The sequence below is a fragment of the Streptomyces monashensis genome (assembly GCF_001866665.1).
Taxonomy (GTDB): domain Bacteria; phylum Actinomycetota; class Actinomycetes; order Streptomycetales; family Streptomycetaceae; genus Streptomyces; species Streptomyces monashensis.
In genome coordinates, this window is record NZ_MLYO01000055.1 from 107,563 (window position 1) to 131,613 (window position 24,051).

General features: G+C 71.4%; 22 protein-coding genes and 2 tRNA genes. 14 read left to right on the plus strand and 10 right to left on the minus strand.

The window, feature by feature from the left end:
• Positions 1-68: 68 nt before the first annotated feature.
• Positions 69-1,451: an ABC1 kinase family protein gene (locus BIV23_RS30290; RefSeq protein WP_071384174.1), complete on the minus strand. Its 1,383-nt coding sequence runs from the start codon at positions 1,449-1,451 to the stop codon at positions 69-71.
• A complete protein-coding gene (locus BIV23_RS30295) occupies positions 1,444-2,670 on the minus strand; it encodes a TOMM precursor leader peptide-binding protein (RefSeq protein ID WP_071384175.1) in 1,227 nt (408 codons plus the stop codon). The genes BIV23_RS30290 and BIV23_RS30295 overlap by 8 nt, the downstream gene beginning before the upstream one ends.
• Before the next feature lie 368 nt (positions 2,671-3,038).
• Here BIV23_RS30295 and BIV23_RS30300 point away from each other — a divergent pair, with 368 nt between their 5' ends.
• The 4 genes from BIV23_RS30300 to BIV23_RS30315 all read left to right on the plus strand — a co-directional run bounded on the left by BIV23_RS30300 (position 3,039) and on the right by BIV23_RS30315 (position 6,924).
• Positions 3,039-3,635 carry a M48 metallopeptidase family protein gene (locus tag BIV23_RS30300; protein ID WP_071384176.1) on the plus strand — a complete coding sequence of 199 codons (597 nt, stop codon included), beginning with the start codon at positions 3,039-3,041 and terminating at the stop codon, positions 3,633-3,635.
• Between the two features lie 129 nt (positions 3,636-3,764).
• A complete protein-coding gene (locus BIV23_RS30305) occupies positions 3,765-5,459 on the plus strand; it encodes a TerD family protein (RefSeq protein WP_071384177.1) in 1,695 nt (564 codons plus the stop codon).
• A gap of 11 nt (positions 5,460-5,470) precedes the next feature.
• Positions 5,471-6,151 (plus strand): AIM24 family protein, encoded by a 681-nt coding sequence (locus tag BIV23_RS30310; RefSeq protein ID WP_071376550.1) that lies wholly within the window; start codon positions 5,471-5,473, stop codon positions 6,149-6,151.
• 17 nt (positions 6,152-6,168) lie between these two features.
• Positions 6,169-6,924, plus strand: coding sequence for an AIM24 family protein (locus BIV23_RS30315; protein ID WP_071384178.1), 756 nt, complete (start codon positions 6,169-6,171; stop codon positions 6,922-6,924).
• 64 nt (positions 6,925-6,988) lie between these two features.
• Here the strand turns inward: BIV23_RS30315 and BIV23_RS30320 are convergent, their stop codons facing one another.
• Both BIV23_RS30320 and BIV23_RS30325 read right to left on the minus strand, forming a co-directional pair.
• The gene (locus BIV23_RS30320) at positions 6,989-7,504 is read right to left on the minus strand and encodes an NUDIX hydrolase (protein ID WP_071384179.1); all 516 of its coding nucleotides are present in this window, start codon (positions 7,502-7,504) and stop codon (positions 6,989-6,991) included.
• On the minus strand, positions 7,501-8,910 hold the full coding sequence (locus BIV23_RS30325; protein WP_071384180.1) for a zinc-dependent metalloprotease: 1,410 nt from the start codon (positions 8,908-8,910) through the stop codon (positions 7,501-7,503). Before BIV23_RS30325 ends, BIV23_RS30320 begins: the two co-directional genes overlap by 4 nt.
• 192 nt (positions 8,911-9,102) lie before the next feature.
• On the opposite strand from BIV23_RS30325, the gene BIV23_RS30330 reads away from it, so the two are divergent.
• The 4 genes from BIV23_RS30330 to BIV23_RS30340 all read left to right on the plus strand — a co-directional run bounded on the left by BIV23_RS30330 (position 9,103) and on the right by BIV23_RS30340 (position 12,253).
• Positions 9,103-10,224 carry an SDR family oxidoreductase gene (locus BIV23_RS30330; RefSeq protein WP_071384181.1) on the plus strand — a complete coding sequence of 374 codons (1,122 nt, stop codon included), beginning with the start codon at positions 9,103-9,105 and terminating at the stop codon, positions 10,222-10,224.
• Between the two features lie 93 nt (positions 10,225-10,317).
• Entirely contained in the window at positions 10,318-10,779 is a 462-nt protein-coding gene (locus BIV23_RS30335; RefSeq protein WP_071384182.1) for a molybdenum cofactor biosynthesis protein MoaE, read from the plus strand.
• Between the two features lie 151 nt (positions 10,780-10,930).
• A complete protein-coding gene (locus tag BIV23_RS50630; RefSeq protein WP_177240088.1) occupies positions 10,931-11,104 on the plus strand; it encodes a hypothetical protein in 174 nt (57 codons plus the stop codon).
• A gap of 51 nt (positions 11,105-11,155) precedes the next feature.
• Positions 11,156-12,253: a YlbL family protein gene (locus BIV23_RS30340; protein ID WP_177240089.1), complete on the plus strand. Its 1,098-nt coding sequence runs from the start codon at positions 11,156-11,158 to the stop codon at positions 12,251-12,253.
• 77 nt (positions 12,254-12,330) lie between these two features.
• Here the strand turns inward: BIV23_RS30340 and BIV23_RS30345 are convergent, their stop codons facing one another.
• The gene (locus tag BIV23_RS30345) at positions 12,331-12,876 is read right to left on the minus strand and encodes a PPA1309 family protein (protein WP_071384183.1); all 546 of its coding nucleotides are present in this window, start codon (positions 12,874-12,876) and stop codon (positions 12,331-12,333) included.
• Positions 12,877-13,043: 167 nt separating this feature from the next.
• Between BIV23_RS30345 and BIV23_RS30350 the strand changes: the two genes are divergently transcribed.
• The 4 genes from BIV23_RS30350 (at position 13,044) to BIV23_RS30365 (ending at position 18,224) form a co-directional block, all read left to right on the plus strand.
• A complete protein-coding gene (locus tag BIV23_RS30350; protein ID WP_177240094.1) occupies positions 13,044-15,935 on the plus strand; it encodes a UPF0182 family membrane protein in 2,892 nt (963 codons plus the stop codon).
• A gap of 41 nt (positions 15,936-15,976) precedes the next feature.
• Positions 15,977-16,050: transfer RNA gene (locus BIV23_RS30355), tRNA-Met, on the plus strand.
• Between the two features lie 203 nt (positions 16,051-16,253).
• On the plus strand, positions 16,254-18,074 hold the full coding sequence (locus tag BIV23_RS30360; protein WP_177240090.1) for a tetratricopeptide repeat protein: 1,821 nt from the start codon (positions 16,254-16,256) through the stop codon (positions 18,072-18,074).
• A gap of 76 nt (positions 18,075-18,150) precedes the next feature.
• Positions 18,151-18,224, plus strand: a tRNA-Met gene (locus BIV23_RS30365).
• A 103-nt stretch (positions 18,225-18,327) separates the two neighbouring features.
• Here the strand turns inward: BIV23_RS30365 and BIV23_RS30370 are convergent.
• Positions 18,328-18,744 (minus strand): Fur family transcriptional regulator, encoded by a 417-nt coding sequence (locus BIV23_RS30370; RefSeq protein WP_079173492.1) that lies wholly within the window; start codon positions 18,742-18,744, stop codon positions 18,328-18,330.
• Between the two features lie 145 nt (positions 18,745-18,889).
• Here BIV23_RS30370 and BIV23_RS30375 point away from each other — a divergent pair, with 145 nt between their 5' ends.
• Entirely contained in the window at positions 18,890-20,341 is a 1,452-nt protein-coding gene (locus tag BIV23_RS30375; RefSeq protein WP_071384253.1) for a catalase, read from the plus strand.
• 128 nt (positions 20,342-20,469) lie between these two features.
• On the opposite strand, the gene BIV23_RS30380 is transcribed toward BIV23_RS30375, so the two are convergent.
• Positions 20,470-20,865 (minus strand): CBS domain-containing protein, encoded by a 396-nt coding sequence (locus tag BIV23_RS30380; RefSeq protein ID WP_071384187.1) that lies wholly within the window; start codon positions 20,863-20,865, stop codon positions 20,470-20,472.
• Between the two features lie 140 nt (positions 20,866-21,005).
• Positions 21,006-21,806: a histidinol-phosphatase gene (hisN, locus tag BIV23_RS30385; protein ID WP_071384188.1), complete on the minus strand. Its 801-nt coding sequence runs from the start codon at positions 21,804-21,806 to the stop codon at positions 21,006-21,008.
• Between the two features lie 229 nt (positions 21,807-22,035).
• Between hisN and BIV23_RS30390 the strand changes: the two genes are divergently transcribed.
• Positions 22,036-22,656, plus strand: a complete 621-nt coding sequence (locus tag BIV23_RS30390; RefSeq protein ID WP_071384189.1) for a TetR/AcrR family transcriptional regulator — start codon at positions 22,036-22,038, stop codon at positions 22,654-22,656.
• Here BIV23_RS30390 and BIV23_RS30395 read toward each other — a convergent pair.
• Positions 22,622-22,945, minus strand: coding sequence for a DMT family transporter (locus tag BIV23_RS30395; RefSeq protein ID WP_071384190.1), 324 nt, complete (start codon positions 22,943-22,945; stop codon positions 22,622-22,624). The two genes, BIV23_RS30390 and BIV23_RS30395, sit on opposite strands and share 35 nt — an antisense overlap.
• 84 nt (positions 22,946-23,029) lie before the next feature.
• Positions 23,030-24,040: a ribosome small subunit-dependent GTPase A gene (gene rsgA, locus BIV23_RS30400; protein ID WP_071384191.1), complete on the minus strand. Its 1,011-nt coding sequence runs from the start codon at positions 24,038-24,040 to the stop codon at positions 23,030-23,032.
• Positions 24,041-24,051 lie beyond the last annotated feature (11 nt).

A 24,051-nucleotide genomic window follows, 5' to 3' on the forward strand; every position in this document is an offset into this window, starting at 1 on the left:
GGCTCCTCCCCCTCCCCCCACCCTCCCCTCCCCTCCCCTCCCCTCCCCCCTCTTCAGGGCATGCCGGATCAGCCCTCCGCCGCCGGTTCCTCCCCGGGCAGGTCCTCGTCCGGCAGGTCCTCCTCGACGAACCCCGGCAGCCATTCCTCCAGTTCCTCGCGCAGTCGTACCGTCGCGCCCAGCTGGCACAGGACGCCGATCGTGCTCAGCGTCACCCGGTGGATCAGCAGGTAGGACGGCGGCAGGTTGAGGCGCTTGCCCAGTTGGTAGGCGGGGGAGCGGGGGTCGGCGATGCGGGCGGCCTGGCTGCGCATCCAGGTGCGGGTGAACTGGAAGGAATCGACGCGGGCGGGTTCGATGATCGGCAGCAGGTAGTCGAGCACGGCGTCGGGGTCCAGCTCTATGGACTCCTTCACGAAGCCCTCCTCGCAGAGGAGTTCGTAGACCGTCTCGGCGTCACCGTCCAGGGTCAGCCGGAGCGAGACGCCGATAGGTGTGGGCAGGCCGCCGGGCAGCCGGTCGACCGTGCCGAAGTCCAGGACGCCGAGGCGCCAGTCGTCCTCGCCGTCGGGGCCGCCGGGCAGCAGACGGAAGTTGCCCGGATGCGGGTCGGCGTGCAGCAGGCCGGTGCGGGCCGGGCCCGAGAACAGGAAGCGGGCCAGGAGCTGGCCGGCCCGGTCGCGCTGCCGCTCGGTGCCGTCCGTGATGATCTCCGACAGGGGGATCCCGTCGATCCACTCCGTGACCAGGACCTGCTCGCACTGGTGGACCACCGCCGGGACCACCACGTCCGGGTCGTCGGCGAACTCCTCCGCGTGCACGGACTGCGCCTGGGCCTCCAGTGCGTAGTCCAGCTCCTCGGAGACGCGGTCCTTCAGCTCGGCGATGAGCGGCTTGATGTCCATGCCGGGGATGAGGGGGCCCAACAGGCGGGCGAAGCGGCTCAGTTGGCCCAGGTCGGAGACCAGGGCCTCGCCGGCGCCGGGGTACTGGACCTTGACCGCCACCTCGCGGCCGTCGTGCCACACCGCCCGGTGCACCTGCCCGATGGAGGCAGCGGCGGCCGGCTTGTCCTCGAACTCCTCGAACAGTTCCCGCCAGTCCGGGCCCAGCCGCTCCTCCAGCACGGCGTGCACCGTGCGGGTCGGCATCGGCGGGGCCGCCTCCTGGAGCTTGGTCAGGGCCGCGCGGTAGGGGCCGGCGACCTCCTCGGGCAGCGCGGACTCGAAGACGGACAGGGCCTGCCCGAACTTCATCGCACCGCCTTTCAGCTCGCCGAGCACCTTGAACAACTGCTCCGCCGTGCGCTGTTGCAGCTCTCTGCCGACGATCTCCGCGGACTCGCCCACGATCCGCTTGCCCAGCCCCCAGGTCGCCCGGCCGGCGAAGCCGAGCGGGAGCGCGGCGAGCTTGGCGGTACGGGTGACCGCCTTCCGGGGAAGATCAGACATGCGCCCTCCAGGTCCCAGTCGGCCGCGCCGCGCCCGCTTCGCGTCGTCGCTTCGTCGACGGCCGTTGCACCGCCATTGTCGCGCGCGGCTTCCTTTCGGTTGAGGAGTGCTCCCCCCTGGTTTTCTCCGTACCCTTCTGCGCGTCGGCGCAGCCGCATGCCGGATGCGGGCGCAGGGGCCGCGCGGACCAGTGCAGGCCGGGCAGGGACACCTCCCAGCGGGCTCCGGTGGACGCGGGCGAGCGTCCGTCGAGGAAGGCCAGCGCGTGCGCCGCGGCCAATCCGGCGACCGCCGTGGCCAGTGTCAGATCGCAGGCCCCGATCCGACGGGCCCGCGCGGAGCGCCACTGGGCGATCAGCCGGGGCCAGGCCGGATCCCGGTCGGAGCGCTCGAAGTGCAGGCAGCGGGCGCATCCGGTCTCTCCGGGCAGGACGAGTGGGCCGACGACCCCCGTGCCCTCCACGACACCGGCGTACAGATGCGGGGTTCCGCAGGCCATGAGCGGCTCGGCGGCACCCGGGTCCGGTGCGTGCACGCCCACGTCGTCCCGGGGCGCGAGGATCACGAGGGAGAGTCCGGGATTCCGGGTGGCCGATCCGGGGGAGTGAGCGTGGCGGCGCGGGCGGTCCGGTGCCGCGCGGCGGACAGCGGCGTGCGCGGCCGCTTCCCGGCGATCGCCGATCGAGTCGGCGGGCAGGCCGCCCGGGGCCACGTCCCAGGGTTCCACGCGGCCGGTGTCGCGTACGTCGACCTCGCCGACGCCGGCGCCGGAGAGCACCGACGCCAGCAGGGCGCCGACCCGGCCCGCGCCCTCCACCCGTACGCCGAGGACGCGGCGGGCGGCGAGCCGGGCGAGAGCGCCGCCCGGTTCGGCCGTGGTCAAGGAGAGCGAGGTGAGGTCCGGGCGCAGCCGTTGCAGGACGTCGTCCCGCTCGCGCAGGGCGTCCGCGGCCGGCCCGCCACCGCGCGCGTCGTCGACGAGGCCCGCGCGCGTGAGCCGTTCCAGGAGGGTGTCGACCCGTCCGGCCGGCAGGTGCATGCGGCGGCCCTCCTCGCGCAGCAGGGGTAGCCCGCGGGTGCCGTTGAGCAGATCGAGGAAGCCGCGTGTCGCCGGGTCCATGGGTCCCAGTGTCTGCGCGTGCGCCGCGGTCATCCCGAACTGCACGGTGTCGCGATCGCGCCAGCCGCGCCGCAGCGCGGGTTTCAACACCGGATGCATGTCTGACCCCCGTCCCTGGAAGCATCCTGGCCTTCCGGGAACACCCGGGAAGGCCCACGACGCCGGTGGGGCCGGTCATGCCCCGCCGACGACTGCCAGCATGCCGCGCCCGTCGGTCCGGCGTCGGGAGTTATCCACAGGGCAGGGGCATTTGTCGTATAAGTCGACAGGGTGAAGCGGGCAAGTGGGGCGGATACAGCGGGAAGAACCGGATGATTGAGGCTGTGTGTCGCGGTCGAGTGGAGCCGTGCAAACCGGATGTGCGGATCAGTCGTAGGAATCATAGGAATCCCACGCATGGTGGGGGATCGGCATCGAACCGTCCCGGAGCCGGGACTTTGCCCGGGCCCACCGGGTAACGTCGGGGCGTGCCCGCCGACCCACTGCACCGCGCCGGAAAGCCACAGCGCAGCACGACGAGCCAGCCGCCCAGCGGCTCGGGGGCGAGCGCGATCGAGGTCCGCAGAAGTAGCCGGCGCCGCCGGACGGTCTCCGCGTACCGCGAGGGCGATCGCACCGTCGTGCTGATCCCCGCCCGGATGTCGAAGGCGGAGGAGCAGCGCTGGGTCACCGTCATGCTCGACAAACTCGCCGCCCAGGAGAGCAAACGCGTTCTCGGCGACGCCGAGCTGGCGGAGCGTGCCGAGCGGCTGTCGGCGCAGTACTTCGACGGGCGCGCGCGTCCCGCCTCCGTGCGCTGGGTCACCAACCAGAACACGCGCTGGGGTTCGTGCACCCCCGCCGAGGGCAGCATCCGGCTCTCGCACCGGCTCCAGGGGATGCCCGAGTACGTCATCGACTACGTCCTCTGCCACGAGCTGGCGCATCTGCTGGTGCCCGGTCACGGGCCGGATTTCTGGCGGCTCTTGGAGGCCTATCCGCGCACCGAGCGGGCCCGCGGCTATCTCGAAGGAGTCGTGGCCGCCGAACGGCTGCCGCACGTCCCCGGCGCGCGCGGGGAGTGAGCCGGACACCGTTCGTGCGCCCCCGGGTGCGGTTGTGTACCGGCTCTGTACCGGCTGAGTGTGTTGTCGGACTTTGCCGCTAGCCTGGCGCGACGCACTCATATTCGGGATGGGGGACGGTCGTCACGTATGGCCAGGGAATTCCAACGCGGCCACAAGGCCAGGATCAGTGATCTCACGGCGGGCACGGATCTGTACGTAGGCGTGCAGATCTCCGGGCCCGGACTGAACTTCGACATCAGCTGCTTCGGCCTGGACGGCGACGAGCGCCTCTCGGACGACCGTTACTTCGTCTTCTTCAACCAGCCGAAGTCCCCGGAGGAATCCCTCCAGCTGCTGGGGGCCCAGGCGGGCGACACGGAGTCGTTCCGCGTCACCCTTGACCGGATCCCGTCGCACATCCGCAAGCTGTCCTTCACGGCGACGATCGACGGTGCCGGGCAGATGTCCCAGGTCGCCCCCGGCTACCTGCGCATCGTGGCGGGCGGCGAGGAGGTCGCGCGGTACTCGTTCAACGGTGCGGAGTTCTCCACCGAGCGGGCCGTGATGCTCGGTGACGTCTACCTCAAGGACGTGTGGCGGTTCGCCGCCGTGGGGCAGGGTTTCGACGGCGGACTGGAGGCGCTGCTGAAGAACTTCGGCGGCGAGGTGCTGGAGGAGGAGGCGCCCGCCGCCCCCCAGCAGCAGGCGCAGCAGCCGCAGGCCGGCGCCGCCCCCGGCTTCGCCCCACCCGCCTTCGCCGCCCCCGTGCCCGCACCGGCCCCCGCGCCGCAGCCCTCCGCCCCGCCCGCCGGAAGCACGCCGCCGCAGGGCTTCGCCCCGCAGCCCGGTCACACCCCGCCCGGCCACACCCCGCCCCCGGGCCCCGCACCCGCGCCCGACGTGCACGGTGCGCCGACGGTCATCGCCCCGCTGAGCCCGCCCGCCGCCGGCCCGGTCCCGCCGCCCGCCCCGGCCCCCGCGCCTTATGGCCAGCCGCCGCAGCAGCCGTCGTACGACGGTCGGCCCGGCGCGCCGATGCCCCCGGGATACGGCCAGCAGTCCCCCTACGGCGCCCAGCCGGCCGCCCCCGTGCCTCCCGGCCACGGCCAGCAGCCCTACGGCCAGGTCCCCGGCCTGCAGCCCGCCGGGTACGGAGCGCCGCAGGGCGCCCCACAGGGCGGTGCCGGTGTCTCGACCGGGCTCCAGATGTTCAAGGAGACGCCCACCGGGCAGCGCTGGACGCTCCAGAACAAGAAGCTGGTCCGCGTCGACCTCGGCATCGGCGGACAGTCCGTGCTGGCCCGGCAGGGCAGCATGGTGCTCTACCAGGGCAAGATCGACTTCAGCTACAAGGGCGCCGGATTCGCCGGACGGATCGTCGGCCACGCCACCGGCCAGGAGATGCAGCTGATGCGCTGCACCGGCCAGGGCCAGGTGTTCCTCGCCGAGAACGCCACCCAGCTGCACCCCATCGAGCTCCAGGGCGACGCGATCTGCGTGTCCGCCGAGAACGTCCTCGCCTTCGACGAGACCCTGCAGCACGAGGTCCGCCGCATCGAGGGCCACGGCATCTCCGGCGGCGCGCTGTTCACCATGCAGTTCCAGGGCACCGGCACGATCGTCGTCAAGACGCACGGCACGCCCGTGGTCCTGCCGGTCACGCCGACCACCTTCGCCGACTGCAACGCCGTCGTCGCCTGGTCGGCCGCCTCGCAGGTGATCGTCTCCAGCCAGGTCCGCATGCGCCGCAACGCCTACCCGGGCGAGACCGGAGAGAGCGTCAACCTCCAGTTCCGGGGCGCTCCCGGCAACTTCATCGTCGTCCAGCCCTACGAGGTCTGAGGGAGCCCGTCATGAACCAGCCACTCGCGGGCTTCGCCCCCGCACCCGTCACGGCCCGCATGGAGAACCACGGCCATCACATGCTGAAGGTCGCCATGCAGACCGGAAACGACCTCCTCGCGCGCGTGGGCTCGATGGTCGCCTACGAAGGCTTCGTCCAGTACGAGCCGAACCCGCCGGCCGTGCGCCAGATCGCCCGCGACTGGATCACCGGCGAGGGCGCCCCGCTGATGAAGTGCTCCGGCGACGGACTGCTCTACCTCGCCGACTACGGCGCCAACGTCGTCGTGATCAATCTGGGCGGCGACGGCATCTCCGTCAACGCCACCAACCTCCTCGCCTTCGACGCCCACCTGAGCTGGGGTGTCGAACGGGTCAAGGGACTGGCCAAGTTCGCCGGCCAGGGGCTGTGGAACACGAGGATCTCCGGGCAGGGCTGGGTCGCGCTGACCTCCCGGGGCACGCCCATCGTCGTCGACTGCGGCGGCGGCGAGAACGAGACGTACGTCGACCCCGACGCGCTCGTGGCCTGGTCGCCGAACCTGAAGGTGAAGGGCAAGCGCAGCTTCAAGGCGCAGTCGCTGATCGGCCGGGGCAGCGGCGAGGCCTACCAGATGGCCTTCTCCGGCCAGGGGATCGTCGTCGTCCAGCCCAGCGAGGACAGCACCGACCGCCTCCGGATCCGGGGCTGAGGGGGAGCCAGAACGTCATGCAGAGCCCGCTTTTCGCGCACAACGACGTCCAGACCCAGGAGCGCTGGAGCCTCCAGAACGCGCAGCTGCTCCGCGTCACCCTGGAGGGCCACGACGACATCCTCGCCCGCAAGGGCACGATGGTCGCCTACCAGGGGCTGATGGAGTTCGACGCCGAGTACCAGAGCAACAACCAGGCACGCGCGCGTGCGTACACCGGCGAGGGCCTGGACCTGATGCGCTGTCACGGACAGGGCACGGTCTACCTCGCCAACCTCGCCCAGCACGTGCACATCATGGACGTCGAGCAGGACGGGCTGACCGTCGACAGCTCCTACGTCCTCGCCATGGACTCCTCGCTGCACTACGAGGTCGTCGCCGTCGACAGCCTCTACGGCATCTCCGGCTCCGGGAAGTACCAGCTGAACATCACCGGGCACGGCAGGGTCGCCCTGATGACCTCGGGTTCGCCGCTGCTGATGCAGGTCACGCCCGACCGGTACGTCAACTGCGACGCGGACGCGATCGTCGCCTGGTCCGCCGGACTGCGGGTGCAGATGCAGGCCCAGACGCACTCGTCCGGCGTCTGGCGCCGGCGCGGCAACACGGGTGAGGGATGGGAGCTGAGCTTCATGGGCTCCGGCTTCGCGCTCGTCCAGCCCAGCGAGCTGCTGCCGCCGCAGAACGCGGTGATCGGCGCCGGCATCGCCGCCCAGTTCGGCCTGGGCCAGCAGGGCGCGCGCGGGCAGAACCAGGGCAACGTCTGGAACTGAGCGTCCAGAAAACCGACGTAAGGGGCGCCCGTCCAGGTGGACGCCCCTTACGCATGCCTCGGGTTCACAGCCGTGCGCGGGCCGCTTCCAGCAGCCGTACCACCGACTCGTCCGCCACGTCGGCGACCTCGTGGTAGGCGAACCAGCGCAGGTCCAGGGACTCGTCGCTGATCGCCTCGACGGCCCCGCGCGGCGCCAGGGCGGCGTACTGGACGTCCAGGTGCCAGGCGCAGGGCGTGTGGTGGCGGTCGAGGCGCACCGGCTCGTCCCGCAGCAGACGCAGACCAGGGATACCCGACTCCTCCGTGGCCTCCCGCAGGGCTGCCGTGGCGAGGGTGGGGTCGGTCCGCTCGCAGTGGCCGCCCATCTGAAGCCACATGCGGAGCTTGCGGTGGAGGGTGAGAAGGACCCGCTCGCCCTCCGGATCGATCACCAGCGCGCTCGCCGTGACGTGCCCGTCCGCGCAGTCCTTCCACATCCCGTCGGGATGCTCCCGCAGGTGGTCCAGATAGACGCCGCGCAGGCCCTGCTGGTCCCCGTAGCCCTCCAGTACCCGGACGGCATCACTGTGCAGGGTCACTCTGTGTCGTCGCCCTCTCCGGCGGAGCCGTCCGCCGCCTCGCCGAGCATCTTGTCCAGCTCGGAGAAGTCCAGCTGCTCGCGGTGCACGAAGCCGTCCGGGTCGTCCAGGTCGCTGGCCGTCGGCAGCATGTCCGGGTGGGCCCACAGACCGTCGCGGCCATCGACCCCGCGCGCGTCCGTGAGCGAGGCCCACAGGCGGGAGGCGTCGCGCAGCCGGCGCGGGCGCAGCTCCAGGCCGATCAGCGTGGCGAACGTCTGCTCCGCGGGGCCGCCGGTCGCACGGCGCCGGCGCAGGGTCTCGCGCAGGGCGTCGGCGGACGACAGACGCGGCTTCGCGGCCGCGTGCACCACCGCGTCCACCCAGCCCTCGACGAGCGCCAGAGCCGTCTCCAGACGGGCCAGGGCGGCCTTCTGCTCGGGCGTGTCCTCCGGCTGGAACATGCCCTGCTGGAGCGCGTCCTGCAGCTGCTCGGGGTTCTGCGGGTCGAACTGGCCGACCACGTCCTCCAGCTTGGCCGTGTCGACCTTGATCCCGCGCGCGTAGCCGTCGACCGCGCCGAACAGGTGCGAGCGCAGCCACGGCACGTGCGAGAACAGGCGCTGGTGGGCCGCCTCGCGCAGGGCCAGATACAGCCGCACCTCCTCCTGCGGCACGCCGAGGTCCTTGCCGAAGGCCTCCACGTTGGCCGGGAGCAGCGCGGCCTTGCCGGCCGGGCCGAGCGGAAGGCCGATGTCGGTCGAGCCGACGACCTCGCCCGCGAGCACGCCGACGGCCTGCCCGATCTGCGTACCGAACATGGCGCCGCCCATCGAGCGCATCATGCCGATCAGCGGGCCCGCCATGGCCTGCATCTCCTCCGGCAGGACGTCGCCCATCGCCGCGCCGACCCGCTCGGCGACCGGGTCGACCAGCTCCTGCCACGCGGGCAGCGTCGCCTCGACCCACTCCGCGCGGGACCAGGCCACCGCCGCGGCGGAGCCCGACGGCAGGGACGTCGCGTCGTCCAGCCACAGGTCGGCCAGGCGCACGGCCTCCTCGACGGCCTTGCGCTCGGCCTCGCCGACGCTGGCGTCCTTGGTGCCGTCCGGGGTGCCCTGGGCGACCGTCTGGCGGGCGATCTGCTTGGCCATGTCCCAGTTCACCGGGCCGCCCTCGTAGGAGAGCATCTGGCCCAGCTGCTGGAACGCGGCGCCCAGGTCGGTGGGGTTCAGAGAACCGAACATCGCTGCGAGCGGATTGTCGGCGCCGGGGCCGCCCAAGCCTCCGGCTCCGGGCAGGCCGCCGAAGCCGAACGGGTTGGCCGGTCCCTGCCCACCACCGCTCTGCTGGTCCTTCTTCTTGCCCTCGTCGCCGTCCTCCGGCTCCTCCGGCGGAAGGCCGAAACCGAATGGGGTGTCACTCACGGGATTCCTCGGCTGGTAAGGCCACCGGTCTGTCTCCGGTGGCGCGGCTGCCCGACAACACCACCCAGCGTAGACACCCGGACCCGATCGGGCCTCGGTGCTTCGCCCACGGAAGGCCTGCGGCAGGATGGATACACCTGGTACGTACGCGTCACTCGCGCCCGTACTGAAGACAACCGCTGGAGACGCCCGGTGAGTTCCCCAGATCCGCAGGTTCGCGCAGCGCGAAACCCGTCAACCCGGTCCGCGGCCGCCGCCGTGCGCGGGCCCGTCGTCGCGGTCACCGGTGCCGCCGGCGGGGTCGGCGCCCTGCTCACCGAGCGGCTGGCCGCCTCCGGGGAGATCAGACAGGTCGTGGCCATCGACGAGCGGCGCGGGGAGTGCGCCGACGCCGAGTGGCACATCCTCGACGTCCGCGATCCCGCCATCGCCGACAAGCTGCGCGGCGCCGACGTCGTCGTCCACCTCGCGCTCGACCTCGATCTGGAGACGGATCCGGCGGCGCGCACGGCTTACAACGTCCGGGGGACACAGACCGTCCTCACGGCCGCGGCGGCCGCCGGCGTGCACCGGGTGGTGCTGTGCACCTCGGCCATGGTCTACGGCGCCCTGCCGGACAACGAGCTGCCCCTGTCGGAGGACGCCGAGCTGCGCGCGACCGCAGAGGCCACCGGGGTCGGCGACCTGCTGGAGATCGAGCGGCTGGCCCGGCGCGCGCCCCGCGCGCACCCGGGGCTCAACGTCACCGTCGTACGGCCCGCCGTGCTGGTCGGGGGGACGGACACCGCGCTGACCCGGTACTTCGAGTCGCCGCGGCTGCTCGTCGTCGCCGGATCGCGGCCCGCGTGGCAGTTCTGCCACGTCGAGGACCTGTGCAGCGCGCTGGAGTACGCCGTCCTGGAGAAGGTCGACGGGGAGCTGGCCGTCGGCTGCGACGGATGGCTGGAACAGGAGGAGGTCGAGGAGCTGAGCGGGATCCGCCGGATGGAACTGCCGTCGGCGGTCGCGCTCGGCGCCGCGGCCCGGCTGCACCGGATCGGGCTCACGCCGTCCCCGGCCGGGGACCTCGCGTACACGATGTACCCCTGGGTGGTCAGCGGGAGCCGGCTGCACGACGCCGGGTGGCGGCCGCAGTGGACCAACGAGGACGTCCTGGCGGAGCTGCTGGAGGAGGCCGCCGGGCGGCACACCGTGGCCGGGCGCCGGCTCGGCCGCAAGGACGCCACGGCCGCGGGTGCCGCGGGGGCGACGGTCGCGCTGCTGGGCGCCGCCGCCGTCGTACGGCGGGCCCGCAAGGCCCGGCGCCGCGTCTAGCGAGGGCCTGTAGAACAATCCAAAGGCTTACACACGTGTGCCTGGTGAATCTCGTATTCCCGGTTGTCACAGGCGTGCGGCACCATGGGGCGCATGGCACACGCGAACGAGCATCCCGGTGAGCAGGCGGCGCAGGATCCCATCAGGCTGATCGGTGTCCGGGAGACCGCGCTCTCCGTGGACGAGGTGTTCCGGGCCGTCGGGGACGACGCGGCCGGGGGCCTCGTGCTGTTCGTGGGGACCGTGCGCAACCACGACGGGGGCGCCGCCGTGGACGCGCTCGGGTACTCGTGCCATCCCAGTGCCGAGGCCGAGATGCGGCGGATCGCCGAGAAGGTCGTCGCGGAGTACCCGGTGCGGGCGCTGGCCGCCGTGCACAGGGTCGGGGACCTGCGCGTCGGGGATCTCGCCGTGGTCGTCGGAGTTTCCTGTCCGCACCGCGCGGAGGCCTTCGAGGCCTGTCGCAAGCTGATCGACGACCTCAAGCACGAGGTGCCGATCTGGAAGCACCAGAAGTTCTCGGACGGCACCGAGGAGTGGGTGGGGGCCTGTTGAGGAGCCGCTGAGGCCCCCGTCGCTGTCCGTCACCTGGAGCACTTCTGTCCCTCCGGTTGCGTAACCGCCCCCCTGGCGTGAGCGTTGTCCGTGCGGATGGTTAATCTGCTGATCAGTCAGTTGCGGACGCACATCGCGTTGGGAGGTCGGCATGGGGGCGCTTGTCTGGCTGCTGATTCCGCTTCTGGCCGCGATCGGTGGCGGGCTCTGGGGCAGCTGGGCCAGTCGGACCCGCAAGGTGCGCGGTGACGGGCCCGAGCTGGACGGATACGCACGGTTCCGCGCGGCCATGGAGAAGTCCCACCCGGGCGCGGGCGGGGCCTGAGGAGGGTGGCCCTGACGGGCCGCTGACAGAGGCGTCACGTACTGTCGTGCCATGCCACGCCGCACCGCGACGATGCTCGCCTCGACCCTGATGCTGATCGCGCTCCTGTGCGCGGGAGTGCTCATCCCCGTGCCGTACGCGGAGATGTCTCCCGGTCCGACCGTGAACACGCTCGGGGACCACGACGGCGAGCCGGTGCTGCAGATCACCGGGCACAAGACGTACCAGGCCGGCGGCCACCTGAACATGACCACGGTCCGGGTCACCAGCGCGGACTTCCGGATGAACCTGGTGGAGGCGGTCTACGGCTGGCTCGACCCCGACACCAAGGTCGTCCCGCACGACACGCTCTACCCGGCCGGCACGACGGAGGAGCAGTCCTCGCAGCAGAACGCCGAGGAGTTCAGCCAGTCCCAGGAGAGCGCCAAGGTCGCCGCCCTGAAGGAGCTGGGCATCCCGGTGAAGTCCTGGGTGATCGTCGCCACCGTCGTCAAGGACTCCCCGGCCGAGGGCAGGCTGCACGCCGGAGACGTGATCAAGGCCGTCGACGGCACGGCGGTCAGGCAGCCGTCCGACGTCGCCAAGCTCGTCACCAAGCACAAGGCCGGGCAGAACGTCGTCTTCACCGTCGTCCCCGCGAAGGAGCAGGCCGCCGCGGAGAAGGCGCACAGGACGGCGACCGCGACCCGGGACGTCACCCTCACCACGAAGGCGTCCGACGACAGCGGGCCGAAGCGTGCCGTCGTCGGCATCTCCGCCGGGACCGACCACACCTTCCCGTTCACCATCGACATCAAGCTCGCCGACGTCGGCGGCCCCAGCGCCGGTCTGATGTTCGCCCTCGGGATCTACGACAAGCTCACCCCGGGCGACCTCACGGGCGGCAAGTTCGTCGCCGGCACCGGCACGATCGACGACAACGGCACGGTCGGCCCGATCGGCGGCATCGAGATGAAGACCATCGGCGCCCGCGACAAGGGCGCCCAGTACTTCCTGACGCCTGCCGACAACTGCGCGGCCGCCGCCAAGGACACCCCGAGCGGGCTCACCCTGGTCAAGGTGAAGACCATCGGCGACGCGCTCGGCGCGCTGAAGGACATCCGCAGCGGGAACACCGCCGCACTGCCCACGTGCACCACCAAGGGCTGACCAGGACGTGACACGGCCGGGGGCGCCCCGTGCGGCGGGGCGCCCCCGGCGCCGTGCGGAGAGGAACCGGGAAGAACTCAGTCCTCGAACGTGGCCTTCAGTGCCTCCGCCAGGCCGGGCACCAGGTCCGGGCCGGTGAGGACCTCCGTCGGGGAGTCCTTCTCGCGCAGCCGGATCGCCGAGTCGCGGGTGCCGTCGCGCAGCACCGCGACCGTCATGCGGACCTCCTGGCGCTCGGGGTGCTGGGCGACCCACTTGGCCAGCTTGGCCTCGCTCAGGTTCTGCGGGACCTGCGCCTCGGCGGACGGCGGCAGCATCAGGCGCTCCACCGCCAGCGCGCAGCCGACGACCGCGTCGGGCCAGGCGATGGTGCCGAGGAAGTCGTCCAGCGGCTTGCCGGACGGAAGCTCGTCCTGCTCGATGGGGGTGAGACCGGCGGTCTCGGACTCGTCCGCGTCGAGGCCCAGCTGGGCCGCGAGCGAGGGTTCCTGAGCCCGCAGCCGTGCGGTGTCGACAAGGGCGAAGAGGCGAGCGGGCTGGTCCCAGCCGAGGCCGGAGACGTACTCGTCGATCTCGAGTACGGCCCGGGTGAGCGGGCTCGCTGCCATGGGAGTGTTGGACATGGTCACAATCCTGCCTCGTTCATGGCCGGAATCGGGAACCGACCAAACGCTGAGTAAGTTGCATAGGTGTGGGTCCGCGATCACGGGGGGCCACGGCGGGTCCGCGATCACGAGGGCCTGACTGACGGATCGACAGCGACTTCGAGGTGCGCACCTTGGCTTTCCAGATGCCGGACCGCGGCGGAGGCCCGTCGGGGCCACGGATCAGAGCGGGCCGCCCGTCCCGGGGGATTCGGACCCTGCTCATGACACTGGGCGTCCTGGCCGTCCTCGGCATGGCGTTCACCATGTTCGCGGGCTTCTGGACGGACTGGCTCTGGTACCGGTCGGTGCACTACTCGTCGGTGTTCACGACCACGTTGTGGACCAAGATCGGGCTGTTCTTCGTCTTCGGTCTGCTGATGGCGGTCGCCGTCGGGGTCAACATCTGGATCGCGCACCGGCTGCGGCCCCCGCTGAGCGCCATGTCCATGGAGCAGCAGAGCCTCGACCGCTACCGCATGGGCATCGCACCGTACAAGAAGTGGCTGCTGCTCGCCGTCACCGCGCTCGTCGGGCTGATCGCGGGCGCCTCCGCGGCCGGGCAGTGGCGGCTCTGGCTGATGTGGGTCAACGGCGTGCCCTTCCACCAGAAGGACCCGCAGTTCCACCTCGACGTCTCCTTCTACGCCTTCGACCTGCCCTGGTACCGCTTCCTGCTGGGCTTCGGCTTCGCCGCCGCCGTCCTGAGCCTGATCGCCGCCGCGCTCACGCACTACCTGTACGGCGGGCTGCGGCTGACCAGTCCGGGTGCCCGCGCCACCGCTGCCGCGACCGGTCATCTGTCGGTGCTGCTCGGCCTCTTCGTCGCCCTCAAGGCGGTCGCCTACTGGCTCGACCGGTACGGCCTGGCCGTCAAGTCCAGCGACTTCAAGGCGACGGGCAACTGGACCGGCCTGCGCTACGTCGACGCCAACGCCTATCTGCCGGCCAAGACCATCCTGTTCTGCATCGCGGTCATCTGCGCGCTGCTGTTCTTCGCCACCCTGTGGCGGCGCACCTGGCAGCTCCCGGTCATCGGCTTCGGCCTGATGGTGCTGTCGGCGATCCTGATCGGCGGGCTGTACCCCGCGATCGTGCAGAAGTTCCAGGTCCAGCCCAACGAGCAGGCCAAGGAAGCCCCGTACGTCCAGAAGAACCTCAAGGCGACCCGCGAGGCGTACGGCATCGACGACGCCAAGGTCACCGAGTACGACGGCAAGTCCGACGCCGCCGCGGACCAGGCCAAGCTGCGCAGCGACGCCGATGCCGCGGCGAGCATCCGGATCATGGACCCGAACATCGTCTCGCCGACGTTCCAGCAGGCGCAGCAGATGAAGAACTACTACGCCTTCCCGACCAACCTGGACGTCGACCGGTACAAGGACAAGGACGGCAAGGAGCAGGACACGATCCTCGGTCTGCGCGAGCTGAACCTGGACGGCATCCCGAAGAACAACTGGATCAACGACCACTTCCGCTACACGCACGGCTACGGTGTGGTCGCCGCCAAGGGCACCGAGGCCGACGACCAGGGCCAGCCGGTCTTCACCGAGTCCGACCTGCCGGCCAAGGGGGACCTGGGGACGTACGAGCAGCGCGTCTACTACGGCGAGAAGACCACCACGTACTCGATCGTCGGCGGACCGCAGAAGGAGGTCGACTACTCGGCGGACAACGGCGACGAGAAGACCTTCGGCTACACCGGCAAGAGCGGGGTCAACCTCGACAACCCGCTCAACCGGGCCGCGTACGCGGTGGCGTTCAACGACCCGCAGATCCTCTACTCGGGCGCCATCGGCAAGGGCTCGCGGATCCTGTACAACCGCACGCCCAAGGACCGCGTCGAGGCGGTCGCACCCTGGCTGACCATCGACGGCGACGCCTACCCGGCGGTCGTCAACCACCGCATCCAGTGGATCGTCGACGCCTACACGACGTCGAACGGCTACCCGTACTCCTCGCGCACGACCCTCGGCGACACGACGGCCGACTCGCTGACCGCCGCCAACAACAACCGCGCGGTGGTGGCCCAGCAGAACCAGGTCAACTACATCCGCAACTCGGTGAAGGCGACCGTCGACGCGTACACCGGCGCGGTCAAGCTCTACCAGTGGGACACCCAGGACCCGGTGCTGAAGACCTGGATGAAGGCCTTCCCGGGCACGGTGCAGCCGAAGACGGCGATCTCCCCGGACCTGATGTCCCATCTGCGCTACCCGCAGGACCTGTTCAAGGTCCAGCGCGAGCTGCTCAGCCGCTACCACGTGACGGACGCGCAGACGTTCCTCACCGGCAGCGAGGTCTGGCAGGTGCCCGACGACCCGACCAACGACTCGGGCAGCGCGGTGCCGCCGTACTACCTGAGCATGAGGATGCCGGACCAGAGCAAGCAGTCGTTCTCGCTGACGACGACGTTCACGCCCAACGGGCGTGACAACCTCAGCGCGTTCATGGCCGTCGACTCCGACCCGGGCACCAGCGACTACGGCAAGATCAGAATCCTGAAGCTGCCGGCCAGCACCACGGCCGACGGCCCCAAACAGGTGCAGAGCCTGTTCAACTCCCGGCAGGACATCGCGGAGACGATCAGCCTGCTCACCCGCGGGCATTCCAAGGTCGAGTACGGCAACCTGCTCACCGTGCCGCTCGACGGCGGACTGCTGTACGCGGAACCGGTCTACATCCTGGGCGGCAGCAAGCTGAAGTACCCCCTGCTGGGCAAGGTGCTGGTCAGCTACAACAACCACACGGCCTTCGAGAACACCCTCGACGAGGCGCTCAACAAGGTGTTCGGCGTGACGGGTTCGACCACCCCGCCACCGGACACCGGCACCGCCAACCCGCCCTCCTCCAAGAACCCGACCGTCCAACAGGCCCTGGGCGACGCCCAGAAGGCCTTCGACGCGGGCCAGCAGGCCCTCCAGAAGCCGGGCGGTCCGGACTGGGCGGCGTACGCCAAGGCCCAGAAGGACCTGAAGGCCGCGCTGAAGCGGGCCGAGGAGGCGGAGACCAGCGCAGGAAGCAAGAAGGGGACTTGATCGACACCACCCCGCGTCGTGGTACGGTTGACGGGCAACGGCGCGGGGTGGAGCAGCTCGGTAGCTCGCTGGGCTCATAACCCAGAGGTCGCAGGTTCAAATCCTGTCCCCGCTACTGCATCGAAGGCCCGGATCCCGAGGGATCCGGGCCTTCGTGGTGTGCGAACTCAATTACGGGCAGGAGGTACGGCCGCGCCGCCGTGGGGAGTTGAGGGGTGTGTGTTTGACTTGTCGTCCTGTGGGCATGTCGACAAAACGCTGAAGTGACCTCACGGGCTGCGGTATACCGGGTGTACCCGGGTTGATGGTGGTGCGACGATGGACGTTATGGGGGACAAGGCAACTCTGTTCGAGTCAGGGCGATTTGTGCAGCCTCCCGGTGAGGAGCCGACCCGCGACGACGTGAGCGACATGGGGGACGCCGCTGAGGAGGTACGCCTCGGCCTCGCCGCGCAGAGCGGCGACGCCGAGGCCGCGAGCGTCCTCGGAGCCATGCTGCTGCGCCGCGGCGACCTCGACGGAGCCGAACCCCAGCTGCGGGCCGCCACCGCGGCCGGCGACCGCGCCGCCGCCAACAACCTCGGCGTCCTGCTGCATCAGCGCGGCTATCCCGAGGACGCCGCCGGCTGGTGGCGCATCGCCGCCGTGGCCGGCTCCGCCGCCGCCGCGCACGCGCTCGGCCGCTACCACCGCGAGCGCGGGGACGAGCCCGCCGCCGAGTACTGGCTGCGCCAGTCCGCCGAGCAGGGCCACGCCCTGGGCGCCTACGCCCTCGCCGACCTGCTGGAACACCGCGGGGACGTCGGCGCCGAACACTGGATGCGCGCCGCCGCCGAGCGCGGGCACCGCGAGGCGGCGTACCGGCTGGCCCGCGCTCTCGACCGCACCTCGGGCCCGGAGGAGGGGACCGGGCCCGACAACGCTGTCACGGAGGCCGAGCAGTGGTACCGGCAGGCCGCCGCGCGCGGTCACCGCAGGGCCGCGCTGCACCTCGGGGCGATCCTGGAGAAGCGGGGCGAGCTGAAGGAGGCCGGGCGCTGGTACCTGACCTCGGCCAAGGACGGCGAGGCCCGGGCCGCCTGCGCGCTGGGCTTCCTGCTGCGCGACGCCGGGGACGCCGAGAGCGCGGCCGTGTGGTGGCTGCGCGCCGCCCAGGACGGCGACGGCAACGCGGCCAACGCGCTCGGCGCGCTGCACGCCGAGCGGGGCGAGACGCAGACCGCCGAGCGCTGGTACCGGGCGGCGCTCGAAGCGGGCGACGACAACGGCGCGTACAACCTCGGGCTGCTCTGCGCCGAGCAGGGGCGCACCGCGCAGGCCGAGCAGTGGTACCGGCGAGCCGCCTACGCCGGGCACCGGGAGGCCGCGAACGCGCTCGCGATCCTGCTGCTCCAGGGCAGCGACACCACCGGCGCCGAGCCGTGGTTCTCCAAGGCCGCCGAGGCCGGCAGCGTGGACGCCGCGTTCAACCTCGGCATCCTCTACGCCGGGCGCGGCACCGGACCGGACGCGGAGACGGCGCTGCGCTGGTACGAGCGGGCGGCTGCCGCCGGGCACACCGAGGCCGCGCTCCAGGTCGGGATCGCCCGGCTGCGCGAGGGCGACGAGCAGGAGGCCGAACGGCATCTGCGGTGCGCGGCGGGCGGCGGCAGCGCGGAGGCGGCGTACCGGCTGGCCACGCTGCTGGACGCGCGCCGGCCGCCGGAGCCGGCGCACGAGCTGGGCGAGATCGTGCACGAGAAGACCGAGTGCGAGGAGTGGTACGAGCGCGCCGCCACGCAGGGGCACCGGCGCGCCCAGGTGCGGGTCGGCATGCTGGCCGCGGCGCGGGGCGACGTCGTCGAGGCGGCGCGGTGGTATCGCGAGGCGGCGGAGGCCGGCTCGCGCAACGGCGCCTTCAACCTGGGGCTGCTGCTGGCCCGGGAGGGCAGCGAGCCGGAGGCGGCGGTGTGGTGGACCCGTGCCGCCGACGCCGGGCACGGCCGGGCAGCACTCCGGCTGGCCCTCGTCTACGCGCGTCGGGGAGAGCTGGCTGAGGGGCAGCGCTGGGCGGACCGCGCCGTGGCGCTGGGACCGGCCGAGGTCGCGGAGCGGGCGGGGCGGCTGCGGGACGCGCTGCGCGAAGAGCTCTCGGCGTGAAGACGTGACCCCGGCCACGTCCGGTGAAACGGATTTGCCTCCGCGGACTTCCCTCACGTAATGTCGTGTTCACCGACGCGGGGTGGAGCAGCTCGGTAGCTCGCTGGGCTCATAACCCAGAGGTCGCAGGTTCAAATCCTGTCCCCGCTACTGAAGGCCGAGGGCCGGAATCCAGAGATGGATTCCGGCCCTCGGTGCGTTCAGGGGCCAAGAAGGCCAGAAGTGAAAAAGAAGGGGGCTCACGCCCCCTTGCTCACGCGCCCGCGCAGTCCGGGCACAGTCCCCGGTACGTCACCTCGACGTCCGACACCGTGAAGCCGAAGCGCTCCGTGTCGGGGAGGTCGGCGAGCGGGTTGCCCGTCGGGTGGACGTCGCGGATCGCGCCGCAGCGGGCGCAGACCAGGTGGTGGTGCGGGCGGTGCGCGTTCGGGTCGTACCGCTTCGCGCGCTTGTCCGTCGCGACTTCCAGCACCTCGCCCAGCGAGACCAGCTCGCCCAGGGTGTTGTAGACGGTCGCCCGGGAGATCTCCGGGAGCTTCGTGACGGCGCGCGCATGGACCTCGTCGGCCGTGAGGTGGACGTGCTCACCGTCCAGGACCTCGGCCACCACGCGTCGCTGCGCGGTCATCCGCCATCCGCGTCCACGCAGCCGTTCCAGAAGGTCGCTCATGGCTATCAGCCTAACAGGAGGAGGGACCAGGACGGGAATAGGTGTGAGATTGGAACGCTGTTTGACTTAGATCTAGTCTAATGTAGGATCGAAAACTAGTTTGGCCACAGGACAGGACTGGTCAGGAATGACGCAGGAGGCGCACGTGACGCAGGGACCGCTCACCACGGAGGCCGGTGCCCCGGTCGCCGACAACCAGAACAGCGAGACGGCCGGCATCGGCGGACCGGTCCTGGTCCAGGATCAGCTCCTGCTGGAGAAGCTCGCCCACTTCAACCGGGAGCGGATCCCCGAGCGCGTCGTGCACGCGCGCGGTGCGGGTGCGTACGGCACCTTCACGGTCACGGCGGACGTCACGCCGTACACGCGGGCCGCCTTCCTCTCCGAGGTCGGCAAGGAGACCGAGACCTTCCTGCGCTTCTCGACCGTGGCCGGAAACCTCGGCGCGGCGGACGCCGTCCGCGACCCGCGTGGCTTCGCGCTGAAGTTCTACACCGAGGAGGGCAACTACGACCTCGTCGGCAACAACACCCCGGTCTTCTTCATCCGGGACGCGATCAAGTTCCCGGACTTCATCCACACCCAGAAGCGCGACCCGTACACGGGCAGCCAGGAGGCCGACAACGTCTGGGACTTCTGGGGGCTCAGCCCCGAGGCGACCCACCAGGTGACCTGGCTGTTCGGCGACCGCGGCATCCCGGCGTCATACCGGCACATGGACGGCTTCGGCTCGCACACCTACCAGTGGAGCAACGAGGCGGGCGAGGTCTTCTGGGTCAAGTACCACTTCAAGACCGACCAGGGGATCAAGAACCTCACGGCCGAGGAGGCCGGGGTGCTCGCGGGCCGGGACCCCGACTCCCACCAGCGCGATCTGCGGGAGGCGATCGAGCGCGGGGAGTTCCCGAGCTGGACCGTGGGCGTGCAGATCATGCCGGCGGCGGACGCGGCGACGTACCGCTTCAACCCGTTCGACCTGACCAAGGTGTGGCCGCACGCGGACTACCCGGTCACAGAGATCGGCAGGCTGGAGCTGAACCGCAACCCGCGGAACGTCTTCGCCGAGGTCGAGCAGTCGATCTTCAGCCCCGCGCACTTCGTGCCGGGCATCGGCCCCTCGCCCGACAAGATGCTCCAGGGCCGCCTCTTCGCGTACGGCGACGCGCACCGCTACCGCGTCGGCATCAACGCCGACCACCTGCCGGTGAACCGCCCGCACGCCACCGAGGCGCGCACCAACTCCCGGGACGGCTTCCTCTACGACGGCCGGCACGGCGGGACGAAGAACTACGAGCCGAACAGCTTCGGCGGTCCGCGGCAGACCGGCCGTGCGCTGTGGGAGCCCACCTCCGTCGCCGGCCCCACCGGCGGCCACCCGACCCCGGTGCACGCCGAGGACGACGACTTCGTGCAGGCGGGCAACCTCTACCGGCTGATGTCGGAGGAGGAGAAGGAGCGTCTGGTGGCCAACCTCGCGGCCGCGATCGCGCCCGTCTCGCGCGAGGACATCGCCGAGCGGGCGATCGGCAACTTCGCGCAGGCCGACGCCGACTTCGGCAAGCGGCTGGAGGCGGCGGTGCGCGCGCTGCGCGGCTGAGGCGCGCCTGAGCTGGTGGCACGCTCAGCGCCTCCCCCGGAGCCTTGAAGACCTGGGGGTATCCCCAGGCGGGCCGGACCCCACGGTGCTCGGGGTCCGGCCCGTTTCGCATGCCCCGTTGCGCGTGCTCAGAGTGCCGGTGCGGGCGCGCGGGCCGGAAGCCAGCAGCGGATGATGTCGCGGACGGAGACGATGCCGGCCACCTCGCCCCGGTCGAGGACGATCAGGTGCCGGAAGCCGCCGCGGGTCATGGCCTGGGCGGCTTCCTGGAGCGACCAGGTGGGGGCGGCGAAGACGACGTCGGTGGTGGTGTGGGCGTGGGCGCGTTCGGTGTCCGGGTTCTGGCCGAGGCCGACGGAGTTGAGGATGTCACGTTCGGTCAGGACGCCGATGCCGCCGGAGTCCGGGTCGAGGACCACGGCGGCGCCGGTGCGGCGGGCGGACATCAGGGTGGCCGCCTGGCGAAGGGTGTGGGTGGGGCCGACGGTGAGGATCACCGTGCTCATGGCATCTCGGACGAGCATGGATGGTCCACCTCCTAGGAATCCCACGAGAAGGGATTCACAAGTTCACAAATGAGGGTGGAGTCAGAGTGCCAGGTAAAGGGAGGGTCAACAAGGGGGCGCGCGACGTCAGTTGAGGGCGTGCGCGCTCTTCCTCGCTGTCAGCCGCGCGGGTTGAGGTACCCCAGCAGCTCGTCGTGGAGCAGGCCGTTGGACGCGGCCGCGTTGCCGCTGTGCGGGCCCGGCTGGCCGTCGAGGCCTGTGAAGCTGCCGCCCGCCTCGGTGACGACGATCGCGTTGGCGGCCATGTCCCACAGGGACAGCTCGGGCTCGGCGCACATGTCGACGGCACCCTCGGCGACCATCATGTAGGGCCAGAAATCGCCGTACGCGCGCGTGCGCCACACCTGGCGGGTGAGCTCCAGGAAGCCGCCGAGCCGGCGCTGCTCCTCCCAGCCGGACAGGGAGGAGTACGCGAACGAGGCGTCCGCGAGCTTGCCGACGCTGGAGACGTGGATGCGGGAGGCCGCGGTGAGGTTGCGGCCGGTGAAGGCGCCGTGGCCCTTCGCGGCCCACCAGCGGCGGCTGAGGGCGGGGGCGGAGACGACGCCGACGACGGGGTGGAAACCGCCCTCGCCCGCCTCCATCAGGGAGATGAGGGTGGCCCAGACGGGGACGCCGCGCACGTAGTTCTTGGTGCCGTCGATCGGGTCGATCACCCAGCGGCGGGGCCCGCTGCCCTCGATCCCGTACTCCTCGCCGAGGACCGCGTCCCGGGGGCGGGCGCGCTGGAGCTGGCCGCGGATGAGCTCCTCCGCCGCCTTGTCCGCCTCGCTCACCGGCGTCATGTCCGGCTTCGTCTCCACCTTCAGGTCGAGAGCCTTGAAGCGGTCCATGGTGACGGCGTCGGCGGCGTCCGCGAGAACGTGGGCGAGGCGCAGGTCATCGAGGTAGTCCGGCATGGGGGAACCGTATCTGCCGGGATCGGGGTGGGGCCAGCGGGGCGCGGCGGGTCCGGCCGTTCCCACCCGGTCGACACGGTTGTTTCCATCCGGACGGCGTGCTCGCTCCCACTCGGGCGGCACCGGCAGCCACGTCCGCGGCGCCCCGCGCACGGCCCGCGCCCCCTTGACAGTGCCTGCGGCCGCGTCAACTCTGGGCGCAGAACTGGTCTGGCCCAGGGAGGCGACGATGCCTGCTGCCCGGGAGTCCTTGCTGGACGCCGCTTTCACGGCGCTCGCGCGCCGGCCGTGGCCCGCGGTGCGGATGGTCGACGTGGCCGCGACGGCCGGGGTGTCCCGGCAGACCCTCTACAACGAGTTCGGCAGCAAGGACGGCCTCGCCCGGGCCCTGGTGCGGCGGGCGGCCGACCGCTACCTCGCCGGTGTCGAGCGGGCGCTCGCCGGCTCCGCCGAACCCCGCGAGCGGCTCACCGCCGTCGCCGAGTGGACCAGCGCCGCGGCGCGGGAGAACGCGCTGGTACGCGCCATGCTCACCGGCTGCTGGAGCGAGCGGCTGCCCACCCCGCCGCTCGCCGCCGTGCCGTCCTCCTCCACGGTGCCCGCACAGCGCCGCGCGGACGGGCCGCTGCCGACGCCGCACGACCTCGTCCGGATCGTGCGCGACCGCGCGGCCACCGCCCTGGCCGGACCCGCCGCCGGCCCCGTCGACACCGCCGAACTGGCCCACCCCTGCGAGCTGGTCGTGCGTCTCGCCCTGTCCTGCGTCGCGGCCCCGCCGGGGGAGGGCGGCGTCGCCGAACTGGTCCGCGCGGTGGTCAGTGCGCCGAGCCCGACAGCTGGAGCCCGATGACCCCGACGATGACGAAGCTGATCGACACGATCTTCAGCGTGGACACCAGGTCACCGAGGAAGACCATGCCGTAGATCGCCGTGCCCGCCGCGCCGATCCCCGTCCACACGGCGTAGGCGGGGCCGACGTCGAGCTTCTTCAGGGAGAGGGTCAACAGGCCGAAGCTGCCCAGCGCGAAGCTGGCGAAGGCGATCGTCGGCCACAGGCGGGTGAACCCGTGAGAGAGCTTCAGGCACACGGCGAAACCGGTCTCCAGCATCCCGGCCACGACCACCAGCAGCCACGCCATGTGCTGTCCTCCCGTTGATCCGGCTCACCGGTTCGGTGCGAGTATGCACTTACCGGCCTCTCATCCGGCCAAACAACGTGGTGGTCAGTCGCCTTCCCGGCGCTCCCGGGTGGCCAGCAGCCGGCGCAGCGAGTACAACCGTGCCGGATCCGCGTGCCCCTCCTCGACCCAGGCGTCCAGCGCGCAGTCCGGCTCGTCGTGGCTGCACGCGCGCGGGCAGCCCTCCGTGCCGGGTTCGAGGTCCGGGAAGGCGTGGATGACGCGGGAGGGGTCGACGTGCGCGAGGCCGAAGGAGCGCACGCCCGGGGTGTCGATGACCCAGCCCTCGTCGTCGTCGAGCGGCAGCGCCAGCGCCGAGGTCGTGGTGTGCCGGCCCCGGCCCGTCACGGCGTTGACGTGTCCCGTCGTACGCCGCCGGTCCTTGGGGACGAGCGCGTTGACGAGGGTGGTCTTGCCGACGCCGGAGTGGCCGACGAACGCGGTGATCCGGCCGTCCAGATGGGCGCGCACCCGCTCCGCCGCGTCCCCGTTCTCCAGCTCCTCGCGGCTCGTGACGACGAACGGGATGTCGAGGTCGCCGTACAGCTCCAGCAGCTTGCCCGGCGGGGCCAGGTCCGACTTCGTCATCACCAGCAGCGGCTCCAGACCGCCGTCGAACGCGGCCACCAGACAGCGGTCGATCAGCCGGGGGCGGGGCTCCGGGTCGGCGAGCGCCGTGACGATCGCCAGCTGGTGCGCGTTGGCGACGACCACCCGCTCGTAGGGGTCGTCGTCGTCGGCCGTGCGGCGCAGCACCGAGGCGCGCTCCTCGATGCGGACGATCCGGGCGAGCGTGTCCTTCTTGCCGGACAGGTCACCGACCAGGGCGACCCGGTCACCCACCACGGCGGCCTTGCGGCCCAGTTCGCGGGCCTTCATCGCCATGACCGGACGACCCTCGACCAGACAGGTCAGCCGCCCCCGGTCGACAGTGAGGACCATGCCCTCGGCCGCGTCCTCGTGCTTGGGCCGGATGTTGGTCCGCGGCCGGTTGCCCTTGCGGTTGGGACGGGTGCGGATGTCGTCCTCGTCGGTGTGCTTGCCGTAGCGGCGCATGGCGTCTGTCC

Coding starts and splice junctions, on each gene's coding strand:
- BIV23_RS30310 (WP_071376550.1), top strand. CDS start 5,471: ATGAACCAGCCACTCGCGGGCTTCGCCCCCGCACCCGTCACGGCCCGC.
- hisN (WP_071384188.1), bottom strand. CDS start 21,806: ATGCCGGACTACCTCGATGACCTGCGCCTCGCCCACGTTCTCGCGGAC.
- BIV23_RS30390 (WP_071384189.1), top strand. CDS start 22,036: ATGCCTGCTGCCCGGGAGTCCTTGCTGGACGCCGCTTTCACGGCGCTC.
- BIV23_RS30370 (WP_079173492.1), bottom strand. CDS start 18,744: ATGAGCGACCTTCTGGAACGGCTGCGTGGACGCGGATGGCGGATGACC.
- BIV23_RS30380 (WP_071384187.1), bottom strand. CDS start 20,865: ATGCTCGTCCGAGATGCCATGAGCACGGTGATCCTCACCGTCGGCCCC.
- BIV23_RS50630 (WP_177240088.1), top strand. CDS start 10,931: ATGGGGGCGCTTGTCTGGCTGCTGATTCCGCTTCTGGCCGCGATCGGT.
- BIV23_RS30345 (WP_071384183.1), bottom strand. CDS start 12,876: ATGTCCAACACTCCCATGGCAGCGAGCCCGCTCACCCGGGCCGTACTC.
- BIV23_RS30350 (WP_177240094.1), top strand. CDS start 13,044: ATGCCGGACCGCGGCGGAGGCCCGTCGGGGCCACGGATCAGAGCGGGC.
- BIV23_RS30305 (WP_071384177.1), top strand. CDS start 3,765: ATGGCCAGGGAATTCCAACGCGGCCACAAGGCCAGGATCAGTGATCTC.
- BIV23_RS30295 (WP_071384175.1), bottom strand. CDS start 2,670: ATGCATCCGGTGTTGAAACCCGCGCTGCGGCGCGGCTGGCGCGATCGC.
- BIV23_RS30395 (WP_071384190.1), bottom strand. CDS start 22,945: ATGGCGTGGCTGCTGGTGGTCGTGGCCGGGATGCTGGAGACCGGTTTC.
- BIV23_RS30340 (WP_177240089.1), top strand. CDS start 11,156: ATGCCACGCCGCACCGCGACGATGCTCGCCTCGACCCTGATGCTGATC.
- BIV23_RS30290 (WP_071384174.1), bottom strand. CDS start 1,451: ATGTCTGATCTTCCCCGGAAGGCGGTCACCCGTACCGCCAAGCTCGCC.
- BIV23_RS30335 (WP_071384182.1), top strand. CDS start 10,318: ATGGCACACGCGAACGAGCATCCCGGTGAGCAGGCGGCGCAGGATCCC.
- BIV23_RS30315 (WP_071384178.1), top strand. CDS start 6,169: ATGCAGAGCCCGCTTTTCGCGCACAACGACGTCCAGACCCAGGAGCGC.
- BIV23_RS30360 (WP_177240090.1), top strand. CDS start 16,254: ATGGACGTTATGGGGGACAAGGCAACTCTGTTCGAGTCAGGGCGATTT.
- rsgA (WP_071384191.1), bottom strand. CDS start 24,040: ATGCGCCGCTACGGCAAGCACACCGACGAGGACGACATCCGCACCCGT.